Origin of the sequence: Neobacillus sp. WH10 (genome assembly GCF_030123405.1) — a bacterium.
Classification (GTDB): domain Bacteria; phylum Bacillota; class Bacilli; order Bacillales; family Cytobacillaceae; genus Neobacillus.
In genome coordinates, this window is sequence record NZ_CP126110.1 from 1,052,485 (window position 1) to 1,068,734 (window position 16,250).

20 protein-coding genes are annotated in these 16,250 nt (G+C 37.4%); 15 read left to right on the forward strand and 5 right to left on the reverse strand.

Going from position 1 to position 16,250, the window contains the following annotated elements; genetic code table 11:
* Position 1: 1 nt before the first annotated feature.
* The 4 genes from QNH20_RS04815 to QNH20_RS04830 all read left to right on the forward strand — a co-directional run bounded on the left by QNH20_RS04815 (position 2) and on the right by QNH20_RS04830 (position 5,894).
* The gene (locus QNH20_RS04815) at positions 2-1,003 is read left to right on the forward strand and encodes a sensor histidine kinase (RefSeq protein WP_283921776.1); all 1,002 of its coding nucleotides are present in this window, start codon (positions 2-4) and stop codon (positions 1,001-1,003) included.
* A 232-nt stretch (positions 1,004-1,235) separates the two neighbouring features.
* Positions 1,236-1,919: an ABC transporter ATP-binding protein gene (locus tag QNH20_RS04820; RefSeq protein WP_283921777.1), complete on the forward strand. Its 684-nt coding sequence runs from the start codon at positions 1,236-1,238 to the stop codon at positions 1,917-1,919.
* Positions 1,916-4,510, forward strand: a complete 2,595-nt coding sequence (locus QNH20_RS04825) for an ABC transporter permease (protein WP_283921778.1) — start codon at positions 1,916-1,918, stop codon at positions 4,508-4,510. Before QNH20_RS04820 ends, QNH20_RS04825 begins: the two co-directional genes overlap by 4 nt.
* A gap of 784 nt (positions 4,511-5,294) precedes the next feature.
* On the forward strand, positions 5,295-5,894 hold the full coding sequence (locus QNH20_RS04830; RefSeq protein WP_283921779.1) for a uridine kinase family protein: 600 nt from the start codon (positions 5,295-5,297) through the stop codon (positions 5,892-5,894).
* Positions 5,895-5,950: 56 nt separating this feature from the next.
* On the opposite strand, the gene QNH20_RS04835 is transcribed toward QNH20_RS04830, so the two are convergent.
* Positions 5,951-6,292, reverse strand: coding sequence for a YqzG/YhdC family protein (locus tag QNH20_RS04835; RefSeq protein WP_283921780.1), 342 nt, complete (start codon positions 6,290-6,292; stop codon positions 5,951-5,953).
* A gap of 106 nt (positions 6,293-6,398) precedes the next feature.
* Between QNH20_RS04835 and QNH20_RS04840 the strand changes: the two genes are divergently transcribed.
* Genes QNH20_RS04840 through QNH20_RS04850 form a run of 3 tightly spaced genes read left to right on the forward strand, consistent with a single transcriptional unit; the run spans position 6,399 to position 8,792 of the window.
* On the forward strand, positions 6,399-7,226 hold the full coding sequence (locus QNH20_RS04840; RefSeq protein ID WP_481858039.1) for a PP2C family serine/threonine-protein phosphatase: 828 nt from the start codon (positions 6,399-6,401) through the stop codon (positions 7,224-7,226).
* Positions 7,227-7,231: 5 nt separating this feature from the next.
* Complete coding sequence (locus QNH20_RS04845) at positions 7,232-7,903, forward strand: alpha/beta family hydrolase (protein WP_283921781.1); 672 nt, start codon at positions 7,232-7,234, stop codon at positions 7,901-7,903.
* A gap of 58 nt (positions 7,904-7,961) precedes the next feature.
* The gene (locus QNH20_RS04850; RefSeq protein ID WP_283921782.1) at positions 7,962-8,792 is read left to right on the forward strand and encodes a DUF4362 domain-containing protein; all 831 of its coding nucleotides are present in this window, start codon (positions 7,962-7,964) and stop codon (positions 8,790-8,792) included.
* Between the two features lie 155 nt (positions 8,793-8,947).
* On the opposite strand, the gene QNH20_RS04855 is transcribed toward QNH20_RS04850, so the two are convergent.
* Together QNH20_RS04855 and QNH20_RS04860 are read right to left on the reverse strand one after the other, a co-directional pair.
* Positions 8,948-9,325: a VOC family protein gene (locus tag QNH20_RS04855; RefSeq protein WP_283921783.1), complete on the reverse strand. Its 378-nt coding sequence runs from the start codon at positions 9,323-9,325 to the stop codon at positions 8,948-8,950.
* 45 nt (positions 9,326-9,370) lie between these two features.
* Entirely contained in the window at positions 9,371-9,787 is a 417-nt protein-coding gene (locus QNH20_RS04860; RefSeq protein ID WP_283921784.1) for a VOC family protein, read from the reverse strand.
* Between the two features lie 301 nt (positions 9,788-10,088).
* On the opposite strand from QNH20_RS04860, the gene QNH20_RS04865 reads away from it, so the two are divergent.
* From QNH20_RS04865 to QNH20_RS04895, 7 genes are all read left to right on the forward strand, one after another.
* On the forward strand, positions 10,089-10,403 hold the full coding sequence (locus QNH20_RS04865) for a hypothetical protein (RefSeq protein ID WP_283921785.1): 315 nt from the start codon (positions 10,089-10,091) through the stop codon (positions 10,401-10,403).
* Positions 10,404-10,423: 20 nt separating this feature from the next.
* Positions 10,424-11,197, forward strand: a complete 774-nt coding sequence (locus QNH20_RS04870; protein WP_283921786.1) for a hypothetical protein — start codon at positions 10,424-10,426, stop codon at positions 11,195-11,197.
* Positions 11,194-11,709, forward strand: a complete 516-nt coding sequence (locus QNH20_RS04875; RefSeq protein WP_283921787.1) for a GNAT family N-acetyltransferase — start codon at positions 11,194-11,196, stop codon at positions 11,707-11,709. Before QNH20_RS04870 ends, QNH20_RS04875 begins: the two co-directional genes overlap by 4 nt.
* 72 nt (positions 11,710-11,781) lie before the next feature.
* Entirely contained in the window at positions 11,782-12,279 is a 498-nt protein-coding gene (locus tag QNH20_RS04880) for a GNAT family N-acetyltransferase (RefSeq protein WP_283921788.1), read from the forward strand.
* 209 nt (positions 12,280-12,488) lie between these two features.
* Complete coding sequence (locus QNH20_RS04885) at positions 12,489-12,686, forward strand: hypothetical protein (RefSeq protein ID WP_283923351.1); 198 nt, start codon at positions 12,489-12,491, stop codon at positions 12,684-12,686.
* A gap of 81 nt (positions 12,687-12,767) precedes the next feature.
* Entirely contained in the window at positions 12,768-13,292 is a 525-nt protein-coding gene (locus tag QNH20_RS04890; RefSeq protein ID WP_283921789.1) for a GNAT family N-acetyltransferase, read from the forward strand.
* Entirely contained in the window at positions 13,289-13,831 is a 543-nt protein-coding gene (locus QNH20_RS04895; RefSeq protein ID WP_283921790.1) for a GNAT family N-acetyltransferase, read from the forward strand. Before QNH20_RS04890 ends, QNH20_RS04895 begins: the two co-directional genes overlap by 4 nt.
* A 63-nt stretch (positions 13,832-13,894) precedes the next feature.
* Here the strand turns inward: QNH20_RS04895 and QNH20_RS04900 are convergent, their stop codons facing one another.
* Positions 13,895-14,287, reverse strand: a complete 393-nt coding sequence (locus QNH20_RS04900; protein WP_283923352.1) for a YbaN family protein — start codon at positions 14,285-14,287, stop codon at positions 13,895-13,897.
* Between the two features lie 180 nt (positions 14,288-14,467).
* Between QNH20_RS04900 and QNH20_RS04905 the strand changes: the two genes are divergently transcribed.
* Entirely contained in the window at positions 14,468-14,920 is a 453-nt protein-coding gene (locus QNH20_RS04905; protein WP_481858093.1) for a DUF2269 family protein, read from the forward strand.
* A 264-nt stretch (positions 14,921-15,184) separates the two neighbouring features.
* Here the strand turns inward: QNH20_RS04905 and QNH20_RS04910 are convergent, their stop codons facing one another.
* The gene (locus QNH20_RS04910) at positions 15,185-15,973 is read right to left on the reverse strand and encodes an alpha/beta hydrolase (RefSeq protein WP_283921792.1); all 789 of its coding nucleotides are present in this window, start codon (positions 15,971-15,973) and stop codon (positions 15,185-15,187) included.
* Positions 15,974-16,250 lie beyond the last annotated feature (277 nt).

Genomic DNA, 16,250 nt, shown 5'->3' on the forward strand with positions numbered 1-16,250 from the left:
CATGCTGCGTAATCGCGAGGTGCGTATACTCATACTAACGATGTGCCTGATCAGTCTAGCTGGCCTCTTGGCAGCTGCATTTCTTTCGCTGGCTGCAATGGCGCTTGTTTTCATCGTTTCTGTCTTACTCATTAGATGTTGTTTAATATTTACGAATTGGAGATATCGCGAAATCGAAAAGCTGTCCGGATATTTACGTCAAATAAGCGGTGGTGATTATTCACTCGATGTGCGTGATAATTTCGAAGGAGAGCTAAGCATTCTAAAAAACAATATTTATAAAGTGACCATCATGCTATCAGAACAAGGTTCGCTATTGCAGCAGGATAAAATCCAGCTTACCAATGCGATTTCCGACATATCCCATCAGCTCAAAACCCCACTTACCTCAATGATGATCATGGCCGATTTGTTAAGTGATGCCAACCTGCCGGCTGCAAAAAGAAATGAATTCACCCGTACTATTCGGATTCAGCTTGAACGTATCGAATGGCTCGTTTCTTCATTATTAAAGCTGTCAAAAATTGACGCCGGAACGGCCCAATTCAAAAAAGATCAAATAACGGTGAAAAAACTGATTCAAAAAGCATTGGAGCCCGTTTTGATTCCAATGGACATTAAGGAACAAACCATTTCAATTGAGGGTGATGATACTGTTTCCTTTGTCGGCGACCTTAATTGGACCGCTGAAGCCCTAATCAATATTTTAAAAAACAGCGTGGAGCATACCACTTCAGGTGGAAAGATTATCATTTCTTTTTTAGAAAATGCTATGTTTACGGAAATCGTCATTGCTGATAACGGGAAAGGCATTGCGAAGGATGATCTCCCGTATATTTTTAAACGCTTTTACAAAGGAAAGAATGCCAGTGAAGAGAGCATCGGAATCGGCATGGCGATGGCACAAAGCATCATCACCAGCCAAAATGGTGATATCGAGGTTAAAAGTAAGGATGGAGAGGGGACGCAGTTTCGGATTAAGTTTTATAAGCAAGTGGTGTAAAGTTGAAATGCGTACTCCAATTAACGGATAAGTTGCTAACTGTTAAATAACCCTGTGTTACTGCCAGATAGGACAGGGTTACTGTTGTTAAAGGCTACTTTACTGGCGGTGTGCCACTTTTTGTTATTTAAATAAACCATTAAGTGACTAAACTGTCACTTTACAGTCACTGGAAAGTCATTTTAGCCAGATAAACTAGAACCATCAGCAAAAACATGGAGGTTTTATCATAATGGAAATTTTAAAAATAGAACATCTGACTAAAATGTACGGAAAAGGTGAGACGGCAGTTAAGGCACTTGATGATGTTTCTTTTTCAGTTAAAAAAGGTGAATTTGTCGCTATTATCGGCCCGTCCGGATCCGGGAAATCGACGCTTTTGCATCTGCTTGGCGGTGTTGATCGTCCAACCAGCGGTAAGGTCCTCGTGGATAATACTGATATTTATAACTTAAATGAAACACAGCTGGCGATTTTTAGACGCAGGCAAATAGGCTTGATCTATCAATTTTACAACCTGATTCCGGTCCTGACAGTAGAAGAGAACATTACCCTGCCACTCTTGCTAGATGAACATAAGGTCGACAAGAAACAGTTTAATGATATCGTTAAGATTCTTAATTTAGAGAATCGCTTAAACCATCTCCCTAATCAGCTATCCGGCGGGCAGCAACAACGGGTGTCGATCGGCCGGGCGCTGATTAGTAATCCTGCTATTATGCTTGCCGATGAGCCAACAGGTAATCTAGATAGTAAGAATAGTAGTGAAATTATTGATTTATTAAAAATGTTTAATAAAACATTTAAACAAACGCTGCTAGTTATTACCCATGATGAACGGATTGCCTTGCAAGCAGACAGAGTTATTGCAATTGAGGATGGCAGAATCGCCAAGGACGAGGTGATTCGTCCGTGAATATTGTGAATAAATTAACGGTCCGGCATTTGAAGCAAAACAAAAGGCGGACGCTAGTGACCATCATTGGCGTCATTATTTCTGTCGCCATGGTGACAGCAGTGGCAACCCTTGGTGTCTCTTTTATGGATTTAATGCAAAGGCAGACGATTGCAAGTGAAGGTGAGTGGCATGTCCTATACAAGGATGTGAACAAAGAGCAGCTTAAGGCGATTAAAAACGATGAGGAAACAAAAAAGGTTGTCCTTTCACGTGACCGTGGCTACGCCCTTTTAGAAGGCGGACAAAATGAGAGCAAGCCATATTTGTTTATCAAGGAGTATAATGCCCAAGGGTTTAAACAGTTTCCGATTGAATTAAGTAAAGGGCGGATGCCAAAAGCAAGTAATGAGGTTGTTCTTTCTGAGCACATAACCTCGAACGCAAAAGTAGAATACAAGATTGGTGATAAATTAACCCTTGAAGTTGGACAACGTACAATGCCTGGTGTTAGTGACCATGTCTTCGGACAAGAGGATCCATTACAATTAGAGGATGAGAAAACGTCTGAGAGTGTGACGAATAAAACAACGAAAAGCTACACGGTCGTAGGCTTCATCAACCGTCCCACATGGGAAGCGACCTGGGCACCTGGGTATACGGTTATTAGCTATGTGGATGAAAATACGATTGGAGCGAACGATCCAGTCAATGCGACAGTTGTGTTAAAAAAGGTCAATAGCTCCTTATACGATCATGCGAAGGACTTGGCAAAGCAAAACAAAATAGGAGTACCCAAATTTAATAATGAGTTATTGCGCTATTACGGGGTGACAAATAATGATAACCTGAACAGTATGTTGTTTTCATTATCAGCCATCATTATGGCGGTCATTATCATTGGTTCTATTTCATTAATCTATAATGCCTTCGCTATCTCTGTTTCAGAACGTTCCCGTCATTTAGGGATGCTCGCAAGTGTTGGGGCAACGAAAAGACAGAAGCGAAACTCGGTGTTTTTCGAAGGAATCATCATTGGTGTAATCAGTATCCCGATTGGAATCATTTGTGGTCTTCTTGGAATAGGAGTTACCTTTTGGTCGATTAATTCCGTCATTCAAGGTGCATTAGGGGTGACGGAAAAATTAACTGTGGTGGTTACACCCCTCTCCATTTTGATTGCCTGTGCAATTTCGATGGTGACGATAGTGATCTCAACGTATCTTCCAGCCATTAAGGCATCTAGAATCTCCGCCATTGATGCAATCCGTCTAACAACGGAGGTTAAGCTTACAGGTAAAGCAGTGAAAACATCGAAGTTCGTTCGCAAGTTTTTTGGAATTGAAGCAGAAATAGGTTTAAAGAATTTAAAGAGAAACAAACGCAAGTACCAAGCAACGGTATTCTCACTTGTTATCAGTATCGTTCTATTTTTAACAGTATCATTTTTTACATCCAATATGAAAAAATCGCTTGTACTCTCACAGGATAGGATAAGTTATGATATTTCTGTTTCTAGCGGCAATTTAACCGAAAAAGATTTTCGGCTGCTGAAATCATTTTCTTCTCTTGAGGATGTAACGGAATCAAGTGTGGTGAGAGAGTTAAATATGAATACCTGGATCAACGAGGCATCTCTCGCGGATGAATTACAAAAAATGGTGAAGCAGGATAAGAATATGCTTGAGAACGGAAAATTCTCTTATTCTGTGCAAATCGATGCATTAAATGAGGAAAATCTAAAGGCTTATGCAAAGGAAATTGGCGCTGATTATAAAGAATTGACAAATCGGGACCATATGACGGGCATTGTAATTGATACAATCCCTTATGAGGATACGACAACAGGGAAATATGTTGAAGGAAAGGCCATCCATATGGAAGCAGGCCAAAGTATCGATTTAAATTTTAACTATGAAGACAGCAAAAATGAGACCTTAATAAACAAAGTGAAAATTGTCGCTTTGACTGATCAAATGCCGATGGGGATTTCACCGGCGGGAATCGGCGGAATAAACATCATCGTGTCAGAAAAAGGAATGGAACAGCTGCTGAATGAAAAGTTGCATTCTTATGTTCAGACCTCTCTTTATCTGAAGAGCAAGGACCCGATGAAAACACAGGAGGAAATCGAAGAAATTAAAGAGAGCAAAATGTATGTTCACAATGTATATCAAGGAAGACAGCAGGAAGAACAGATGATCATGCTCATGTCGGTATTTACGTATGGCTTTATTGCGTTAATTAGCGCAATTTCGATTGCGAATATATTCAATACTATTTCGACTTCGATTTCCCTAAGAAAACGGGAATTTGCAATGCTGAAATCGGTGGGAATGACGCCAAAAGGCTTTAATAAAATGATCAACTATGAAAGTATTTTTTATGGCATAAAGTCGCTGCTTTATGGACTTCCGATTAGCATTGCCGTGATGTATTTGATCTATAGAGCATTGATGAACAGTTTCAGCTATGGATTCACCCTGCCTTGGATCAGTATGATCTATGTGGTTGCCGCCGTATTTGTCATCGTAGGCTCAGCCATGCTCTACTCCAGCTCCAAAGTTAAAAAGGAAAACATCGTTGATACCTTAAAACAAGAAAATATATAAGAAAGGGTGTCAGGCACCATGTGAATTTTTCACATGGTGCTTCTATTTTTTGTAGGAATTCAACGAAAAGGATGGTAAAATTATGTAAAAATACAATTATATGAAAATCTTAAGGGGTAAATGAAGAACGGTTGTATTATTTGGAATTATGAGCCTGCCAAACGGACGGCTCTTTGTGTTAACCGACAGGAAAATATAACTTTCCTATCAGGCAATAGTGCGTTAAGGAAAGCTTCATAGCATATGCGTTGTAGTCGAATAGCGATGCTTTTTGATGAACTAATCCTCTGTCTTCGTTTTACGGCCCCCGATGAAGTGGAAAAAAGAGCGGCCCGGTCACTCTGAAAGGTTGACAGTGCCCGATGAAGGTGAAAAAAGATTGGCCCGGTCACTCTGAAAGGTTGACAGTGCCCGATGAAGTGGAAAAAAGAGCGGCCTGGTCACTCTGAAAGGTTGACAGTGCCCGATGAAGTGGAAAAAAGAGCGGCCCGGTCACTCTGAAAGGTTGACAGTGCCCGATGAAGTGGAAAAAAGAGCATCTCGGTCACTCTGAAAGAGTGACAGTGCCCGATGAAGGTGAAAAAAGAGCATCTCGGTCACTCTGAAAGGTTGACAGTGCCCGATGAAGGTGAAAAAAGAGCATCTCGGTCACTCTGAAAGAATGACAGTGCCCGATGAAGCGGAAAAAAGGATTGAGCGGGCACTAAGAAGGATTATAGTGAACGAATATCGAAGAAACATAACACTGTGACTTCATGTTGAAATAAAGAAAGGTGGTATTTCAGTGAATTTTCAAGTGCAAAGTGGTGAGTTTCATACTTTAGATCAATTAGTAAAGTCCATTGACAATATACCTAGAAAACACTCTACGCTTCTTATCGGAATCGATGGCTGCGGCGGCTCAGGAAAAAGTACATTGGCAAATTTTTTAAAAGAGAAATGTTCCAACGTAACGATTGTGCATATGGACGATTTTTATTTTCATTCGGACCAAATTATCCATGAACCACCAACACAAAAACCCTTAGGTGCAGATTGTGATTGGAAACGGGTATTAAATCAGGTGGTTGATCCAATTTGTCAAAATCAAAATGGGTATTATCAACGTTTCGATTGGGAAACCGATCAGCTGGCAGAATGGCACACAGTTCCAATAGGAGGCACTGTCATTGTTGAAGGTGTGTATTCTACACGGAACGAATTATCAAGCCTTTATGATTTTACTATTTGGGTCGATTGCCCGAGAGAGACAAGGTTACTAAGAGGCATTGAAAGAGACGGAGGAGAAGCACGTGGGATGTGGGAAGATAATTGGATGATTTCTGAAGAAATGTACATGAAAGAACACAGACCCCACAATCGTTCAGACCTCGTAGTAGGATAATGGACGTTTAAAAAAATTTCTCTTTTAAACGTCCATACAAAGCAATGAGCGTGCGTTTATTTCAATGTTTCCTTGAAAGTAATCTTGATGACTTTTTCAGTTTTATTGTTAAATTCAATATTCACGAAAACACCGAATTCTCTACTGTTATCTTTTAACCAAAGTTTGAATTTTTCAGTTGTGGAATTTGGGCCGCTTTTTCTCCCGATATGCAGATAATCAATTATTTTAGCATTCGGATACTTTTCATGTGTTTTCTCCATTGCAAGGGTCCCCCATTTCGCATATGGAGGAATCGGTTTCTGTTGTGCAATGGCTGTATTCAATAATTTCAGCGGAATTACACTCCCAGAGAAAAAAACAATTGTGGCAAACAAGCCTATCAGAAGTTTTCTCATGTCATTACCTTCTTTGCTTTTATTCTTATCATGGCATTTTTGTTCTTAATTTATGAAACCTGATTTTGAAATGGTCAGTGAAGCTAAACTTGAGGAGGTTTTATTAATGGGGTCCAATAAGAACGAATTACCCTTTCGGAAATTACAGTGGATCGGGCAGGAAGCTCCTTATATCAATCAAATTAAAATAGAGGTATGCGATCAAATGATTATTGGGAGATATGGTGGGAATCGGCAAGCAGGGGCTTATAAGAATGAAGATGGAGCAATGGTGGTAAAGGGGGCGGATTGGGAATTCGCCATGGTTCTAGATGGACATAACAGTGCTGAAAGTGTCAAATTGGTGCTGAAAACCATTGATAATGAGTGGGAAAAGCTAGCCGCCTTTTTAGACGAACCTGTAAAAATCGCCTTTCAATTATTTGAGAACCATATCCTCTCTGTTTTTCAATCTCCTGCTTTTCTGGAAGCCTGCGAACAAATTCAAGGTGAAACAGCCTGCCTTCTATGTGTAAGAAAAGAAAATTACTTATGGTGGCTGTCAGTAGGTGATTGCGTACTCTATCTCCTTCATGAAGACCTACATCAATTTGGACAATACGCCCTAAACCAGCGTCAATTTTTTGAATGGATTGGACAAGTCAATACGTTTTCATTACCAGTACCTTGTTATTCGTCTGGGATCCGAGAACTAAGAACAGGCTCAAATCGAATTGTCTTGATAACAGATGGTGTTTTAGAGTGTGGTGGTCGATATTATGAAACTCCTTCGCGACTTTACACAGATTGTTATGAAGGGGAAGTCCATACAAATGTAGAGCATATTTTGCAACATGTTCATGAAAACTTTGGCCAGGATAGTGCGACAATTATTTGCTGGGATTATCACAATTCGCATCCCGTAACCTATCCTAGTAATCAACCAATGAGGTGAATGATATGTATCGTATTTTAGAAGATCATGTAGTTAGAAATGAGTATTCGACCATCCCCTATACGTGGATTCGAAGGGAAGAACCGAATCATGCAATTTGTATCATGCTGCCTGGTCTCGGTTATAGTACTCAGCGGCCGCTGTTTCATTATGCGACAGGCATGTGTTTGAACCATAATATCGATGTTCTTCAAATTAATTATCATTTTGCAAAAAATGAACAGTTTAAAAAGCTTAGTGAAACAGATCAAGATCAATGGATGTATGAAGATGTGAAGGCAGTGGTTGATGAAGTTCTAAAGGAGACCGTGTACAAACATTGTATCCTGATGAGTAAATCGATTGGAACAATTCCGATGGCAATGGAATGGACCGAAAAAAATTACATCAAGAATACGATTGGCGTTTGGTTAACACCACTAATGAAGGATGACAATGTGTTCCAGGCATTATTAAATACCGATCGGCCATCACTTTGTGTGATTGGAGATCATGATCATCATTTTATCAAAGAGAGAATTTCTTCCTTGAAAAATAATAATCTTGTTAGCACAGTTGTGATTCCGAATGCAGACCATGGTTTAGAGATAAAAGGTGATATATTAGCATCGATCGAAGCGATAAAAGAAGTTATCGAACGAGTTCAGGAATTTATGATTAAATTTAGTAAAGGATGATGATCGCGAAACCTTTTTTTGAATACTTCGTCTCTTTTTTTAAAAGGAGTGAATGACCATGTTCAAAAGGACGTTCTTCATCGTTTTTATTGCATTACTATGTGCTTTTATCACGGGATGCCAATTAGATAAAGCTAATTCAGATGACCACACTAATAAAAGTGGAGAAATTGAAAAACCTACTAAAAACGAAGTGATAGAAAGTCATGGAGGGCTAGAAAACCTAGAACGATTAGATCTTTTTGTGAAAAATACACAAAGTGGAAAAAAGGATAAGGTTCGACTAACTCGATATACGATTGAGGGGGATCCTATTTTTCAAGATTTAGAATATGATGGATCCAAATTAGCGATTAAAATAGATACTACGAAAGATAAATTTGGCCAGGGAGAAATAAGAACCTACGTCTGTAACGGGATTCAAAAACAGGAATCCAATACTGAAACAAAATATATAATTGAAGAATGTCCAGATCTAAGTGATTTATTAACCATTTCCCACGATGTTGATCAACAAGATTATTTTGCTTTTAAGTTAAAGTATGGTGTAGGTTTGAAAAACAAAATCGATACCAAAAACCAAGAAATAATAAAGGATTTGAAAAACGGAAATACCGCTGCTATAAGTGATTTTCAGTTTTCAAAAGATGAAATGAACAAAATCTACAAACTGATGATTCTATCCAATTACCTTGGTGAAAAGAATCTTTCAAAAAAATGTAATAAGCAGACATATGAAAGCTATGAATTGAACGTATGGATTAATGGAGGCGAACGCCACTTTGAATGGACGGAATGTGATAACAGTAAGGATGGCAAGGAAATGACTCAGTTAGTCCATGACATACTTGAAATCTTAAAGAATAACTCGACCTATCAAACACTCTAATAGGGTCAAATCATAAAAAATGGGAGGATGACCTATTAGTAGTCTCGATCATATAGAGAAAAGTAATTTTAAACAAAAAGGCTTGGTTTTGAAACCAAGTCCTTTATCGATGTTTTGTTTTAGATTATCCACTCTTTTAGCTGAAAGTAATTTAATTATTGGCACACCCCTAAAGGATTTCCATCAGGGTCATAAAAGGTAAAAAACTTTGTAGTTCCTTCTCCACCAATAGAATTCACTATGACATTCTTTTCAACTAATAACCTGTGGGTTTCTTCAATATCAAAAGATATAAAATTATAATATTTGCCTACGCCAAAGTTATTATCAGGAAACTTCATTGGTTGATGGTTAAGTGTTCTTACAAGACATACCACCGTTTGAGATTTTTCTGCTATCTGCATTATAGCTGCTTCTTCTTCAAGATAAATAAGTGTAAAGCCAAGTTTCTCTTCATACCATTTTGCCGATAATTTAGGGTCTTTGACTGGAATAAATGCACCTTCCATACCTTGCAATAATGCTTTGGTCATACTTTTTAGCTCCTTACTATTCGTTCAATAACAATAGTTTTGTTACTACGAGATCAAAAATTTTTCTTTAAAGATTGGACTTAATTCACTCCACACATCAAATTTATTACCATCTAAATCATAGAATACGAAGTTTTTTCCAGAATGTCCTCTGTTTTCAATTTTTCCAACTCGTATCTCTTTTTCTGTAAAATCTCTATGTATAGATTCTAAGGCATTTAATCCATTCACCTCAAATGTTAAAGAGAAACGCTCCACACCGTAAATATCATAGAAATTGGAACTTTGATTTTTTTTAGATTTCACAAGAAAAATGCTTTGGTTTGCAAAATTTAGAATTGCTTTGTCTTCGTCTTTGTAGCTAAGCTCTGCACCTAATTTGTTTACATACCAATCTGAAGAAAGTTCTACATCCGTTACTGGAATATAAGTAGTACCAACCCTTAATAATTTTTCACTCATTCATTGTCCCCCTTTCATAATCTTTGTTATATATTTCTCCTTTTATTTTATTTCCTCCTTCAAAATGACAGAATTTTCTTATTCTCATATAAAATGGACAAGTGAATTAGTCTTGGAATTACATATACGGATTCACTTAAGTTTTACAGTAGATACACTCTTTTTACATCCAACTAATTTTGTTCTTATCGCATAAATATAAAAAAGAGACGTGTCAAACAAATAAAAAATATACTAACAAGGAAAACATTACCTTTTTGTTGAATTTGTATTTCTAGAAAAAGAATAAGGGGGGATTTTCATGTCAAAACAAAAAATAAAAGAATTAACTACTGTATCATCCTTACTAATAGGCGGTGGTCTGCTGCTGATGTTTTTAAGCTATTACTGGGGTACTTCTTTTGGCGAAATATGGCTTGAAAGTAATTTAACATCGGAAATAAATGATTATGATTTATTAGTTACCACCCTCGTGCGAAATTTTGTCATTATCGGCTCCATCCTATTTGGCTCAGGTGTATTAATGGGGGTTCTATCTTACCTGTACTTCGTGCAATCTGGGGAAAAAGTGCATCCGACAAACATGGAAGCAGGTGCAAATGAAGTGAAGCATTAGGATAGGTGGAGTGTTTTACAATGATTGCACCAAAAAATATTCTGACTACATGGAAGAAATTTGATGATTTTCCGATGGAAACATTAACGAAAGCATGGTTTCATACGAAAAGTAAAAATAAGAAACAAAGGGATGTTTCTCTTATGAGGGAGCATCGGGAGCAGTTTGGCATTACTGGTAATTGCTTCGACCTAGCCATATGGCTGCTGGATGAATTTCAAAAGGATGGGATCACAGCCTATCCCATCGGGCATCACCTAAACACCAGTCGGGCACATGTGGCAGTGATTGCATTAGATGAAGCTGGCAATCGGTTTTTATGTGATTTGGGTGACCAATGGTTAACGCCAATTCTAATCGATGAAGATAACGAAGATTTTACTGAAAAAAGACTTTCTGGCTTTTTCCCGGGAGCACAGGTTCATGTGAAATCTTTAAAGAAATCGCTTGAGGTTTTTTATCATAGACCCAATAGTAAACAGTCCAAACAGATTTATGATACTCAGCCAATAGAAATAGGTGATTTTTTCAAAGCAGCTGAGTATTCTCAGAATGTGATTAAACCCAAACCATTGTTAGAGTGTCGAATCCCATATAAATCTGAAATCGCCCATTGGGAATTCTATGGATGGGAGAGTTTTTTTAGTACCAGTGAGGGTCTATTTCGTGAACATAAGCTAAATAGTATAGATGATTGGGCATATAGAATTAATGAAAAAACAGGTTATGACATGCAATTTTTAATAGAAGCTTTAGAGCTATATAAAGGAAAGGACTTGGAGGTTTTGGGATGAAGATTAGAAAGGCAGTGTTAGCTGATGCTAAAGGTATTGCGAAAGTTCATGTCGATAGTTGGAAAACTACATATGACAATATAGTTCCAGCCGAATACTTAAAAAGACTTTCCTATGAAAGCAGAGAGCAATTGTGGAAAAATAGTATCCCGAATGGCGGAGTTTATGTTTCGGAAACCTCAGAAGGGGAGATTGTCGGCTTTGCATCGGGCGGCAAAGAGAGAACGGGGAAATACCCTGATTATGCTGGAGAGCTTTATGCAATATATATTCTTAAAGAATATCAAGGAAATGGACTTGGAAGTTTACTAGTGAAACCATTGATAGATGAACTGCAACTTCAAAATATCTCGACTATGTTGGTTTTAGTGCTTGAGGATAATAGTTCCCGCCTTTTTTACGAGACACTTGGAGCTAAAAAAATAGATACCATAGAAGTCGAGTTTTTAGGGCAAAAAGTACAGGAACTTGTATATGGGTGGAGTGATATAAGAAATATATTTAAAAAATAGGATGTTGCTTATTAAACTGGCAGGCTTCTGTGAAAAAAAAGACATAAGATATTGTTTTAAGGGGTAATTTTAATGATCATTAGAGAAATAAAAGTTTCCGATGCGGAAAGCTTAGTACGACTTATTCAGCAGGTTGAAGAAGAGTCAGAGTTCATGCTGATGGAAGCAGGTGAACGGCAGATTACAACTGAACAGCAGAGAACAAGAATTGAGAATATGAAAAAAAGTGGAAACTCAACAATATTCGTTGCAGAGATAGATAATAATCTGACCGGATATTTGATTGCAATTGGCGGCACTGCAAGAAGAACAAAGCACTCGGTCTATATTGTGATTGGAATTTTAAAGGATTATAGAGGGCAAGGGATTGGAACAAAACTATTTACGAGACTAGAAGCGTGGGCAAGGGAACAGAGTCTTCGCCGCCTAGAGTTAACAACAGTAATTCGGAACGAGCCCGGAGTGGCATTGTATAAGAAAATGGGATTTGAGATTGAAGGAACAAAAAAGGATTCTCTGTTCATTGATGGTGAATTTGTGGATGAATACTATATGTCGAAACTTTTATAAGTAGTCTTAAAATCTACTTTTATCATCATGATTTTTACTATTAAGTAAACCAATAGGGTGTATTGGATCCCGGACCGCCGAAAGAAGTGTGAAAAAGGTATCCAATAGAATGATTTGGAGCTCGGTCAACTAAAAAAAGCGAGAGGAGAGCAAAAATGTTTAGTGTATAATATTGGTATTACTTCACAATTTTGGGGGTGCTTTATTTGATGGACAGTATGGGGATGTTTAGCTTTTTTGCCATAATACCTATTTTGTTTTATTTGTTAATTCTAGGATTTGGTATATATTTCATTATTAGAATTATAAGATTTATGAATGAAAAAACAAAATTAGATCAAGAAAGAAATGAGAAGCTAGATCTTTTGATAAAAGTCATTCGCATTGGTAAAGATCCTAGTAATTAAAGGAAAACCAAGATGATACATGGCTTATCTGGTATTCATAGAAATAAGTGAGAAATTGATAGAACAAAGGGGTGCATGATTATGGAAATTAGATTGCTAAATCCATCAGACGCTGAAAGTTATTGGGCATTACGATTAGAAGCACTGAAGCAAAATCCAGAGGCATTTTTATCAAGCTATGAAGAATCCGTAAAAAGGGAAAATCCTGTTGAACAGGTTGCCCGTACGTTTACCGCAGAAGGAAACTACACTTTTGGAGCGTTTGACAATGAAGAACTAATTGGAGTTGTTACACTGCTTCAGGAGGATCGGGTGAAAATCCGTCACCGTGCGAACATTTTTGCTATGTATGTCACTCAAAAGAAACAAGGATTAGGCGTTGGGAAAGCATTGCTGACAGAAGCAATCAACAAAGCCAAAGAAATCGAAACTATTGAAAAAATTAATTTAGGCGTAACTGCAAGTAATCAAAAAGCGAAACAGCTTTATCATAAACTAGGCTTTAAAACGTACGGAATAGAAGAAAATGCACTAATTGTAGATGGTGTTCATTATGATGATGAATACATGGTTCTGCATTTAATTAGGGAAAGGAAGATTACATGATTAAAGGAACAAACATTTATATAAGACCATTTTTAACAAAAGATGCTGAAGCCCTGCTTGAATTATTTATGGAGAATCGCGATTTCTTTGAAAAGTTTTCGATGGAGCGGAATGAGACTTTTTATACGATTGAATTCCAGCTTGAGAGAATTAAGCAATATGAAGAAGACAGTCGAACCGATCAAGCATATAATTTTGGGATTTTTAAACATGATGGAACATTGATTGGTACTATTAATCTATTTCAAGTCCTAAGAGGCGCGCTTCAAGGTGCGTTCATTGGATATTTTTTAGATAAGAAGCATAACGGAAGAGGCTATACAACAGAAGCAGCAAAGCTGTTGGTGGGATATGCGTTTAATGAACTGAAATTGCATCGAATTGAAGCTGGCGTCATGCCTCACAATATCGGCTCGATTCGAGTATTGGAGAAATCAGGTTTTCATAAAGAAGGAATCGCATTGAAGAATGTGAAGATTAACGGGAAATGGGAAGACCATCAGGTGTTGGCGATAATTAATCCGGATGATGAAAGTTAATAATCTTTTATTTTTCTAATTGGCACCACCCAGCATTTTGGGTAGTGCCATTTGCATTTTGTTTTATTTTGGTTCCGCTTTTACAACCTGGATCGTCTTTATTTTGTAGATGAAATAATAGTATTTATACAAAACGATTAAGAGCAGCATGATCCTCAAAATGGTATTGTCGAGGAAGAAGAAGGCGATGGCGATCATTGCATCAGCAAATAACAAGATGGTAAGTTTCTGTTGTAAGGTCATAGCCCTCTCATTAACGAAGTTCTCCAAATAACGTTTGTAGAGTGCTGTCCCTTTGAACCAGTGCTCAAACCGTTCTGATCCCTTTACAAAGCAGAAGGATGCTAAAAGTAATAGCGGAGTGGTTGGTAATAAGGGTAAAATTATCCCCAAAATGCCGAGACCCAGAGATAAAAATCCTATTAAAATAAAGATAAATTTAAAAAAATTATTTATGTTAGCAGCCCCCTTTCAGGTGCATCATTACTTCCGACTTTCCTACATTATATCATTATTAATATGTGAAATTAATGGTCGAAACTCTACAAAACTATGTTAGACTGCAAGAGATTACATTGAAGTCACATTGTTTATGGTAAAATGGGAGCATGTAAGAAATGGAGGCTGACACCAGTGATTACTTTCTACAAGGTTATTGTATTCATTCATATTTTTTCAGCTATTTTGGGTATGGGGCCAGGGTTTATTTTAACAACTGTTGTTAAATCTGGGAGTACAATGACCGAGTTAAGACATTCCTATAAAATTAGACATAAATTACATATTTTTGTGATGATTGGCGGCGCCCTATTACTGATTACAGGTCTGACCATGGGATTATTAAATCCAAGCTTGTTTCGAATGGGGTGGTATGTAACAAGTCTTGTACTTTTTCTGGCAGCACTCGCCATTGGTCCGCTCGTCTTATCACCGAGGTCCAAACCTATTAAAGCTCTATTAGAATCTCATAAAGGCGATGAGATTCCTGAAGAGTATTGGCGATTATCAAAAATTCTGTTTCGATATGAACACCTTGAAAATGCGATTTTTTTAATCATCATCGCCCTCATGATCTTAAAACCATTTTAAAAATAGGGTGCCAGGCACCATGTGAAAATTTCACATGGTGCCTGACACCCTTTCTCATGTTGTTATCTTCTATATGTTGGTTTTTAAGTGTTTGTTTCGATAGATAAATTCTGCCAGGATGATTTGGGTTTGTGCCGGAAAAAGACTTTAGAATTCATAAATGCTTATAAATTAATATGGATATTAAGCTTTTCGACAAGTAAGAGAGAAGTTAAGGTATGGCATTAAATCAACCATACCTTTTTAACTAATTAAAGAGCATTTTCAATTTGCCTTATCAATATCTGAAAATAGGTATGACAACATTTCAGGGACTCTTTTTCTAAAAAATATATAGGCATGTTCGGCATCATTAATCAGTTGATAGTGAAGATTTACTTCTTTGTCGTTCAATATTTCAACGACTCTATTCGTTAAATCGAGGAATACTTTAAACATTTCTTCATTTTCGCCTATTTCTTTTGTTCCAAAGTCCATGTAGAATTTCTCAATGGCGGACATGTCGGAGTTTCTTAATAGATTCTCGATTTCCTCTTGGTTCCGATAAAAACCAGGTGATACGGCAGCAATTCTTTTAAAAATATGAGGATAACGGCAGGCAGCATAAGTTGAAATTAGGCCTCCTAAGGAGATTCCTGCCATCGAAGTGTGATTCGGTAGTGTGCGGTACTTATTGTCTATGAAAGGTTTAAGCTCATTTATCACAAAATCTAGATATTCTTCGCCCCTGCCGCCTGATGGACTGGCATAACCTAATATTTGTTTGCTGATTTCTCCATTTGCCCATGGGCAGTATTCATTGACACGTTCCTCACCCTCTGGATTTAGATCAATCCCTACGACAATGATTTCTAGACCGCTCTCATCTAAGTAGTCTTTTATCCCTAAGGATACCCCTTTAATCGCACCTTCATCTTCAAAAACATTTTGCCCGTCATGCATGTATAGGACGGGATATCTCTTACTTTCATTAATATAGCTTTCCGGAAGGTATACTCTAATCATTCTTTCTTGCCTAAAAGCTGTCATATAAACAGGAAATTTTTCTAACATGAAAGTTCACCATCATTTCAATTCTTCTTGTATATTAATTTACCATAAATTACATTAATTTCATTATTTTGAATTTTCAAGAGAAAAGAGTGCTTCCGGACACTATTCGAGGTTATAAGCGACCGAACCCACACGAAATTTTTGCCTTTGGGATATAATGATAACCGACTCTATTAAATAAATTTCTGCATTTAAAAATTCTCCAATTTGTTTTACCTTACAATTCGACGCAAATAAAATAATTCAATGCTGTACATTTTAGGAAAAATAGACAAAA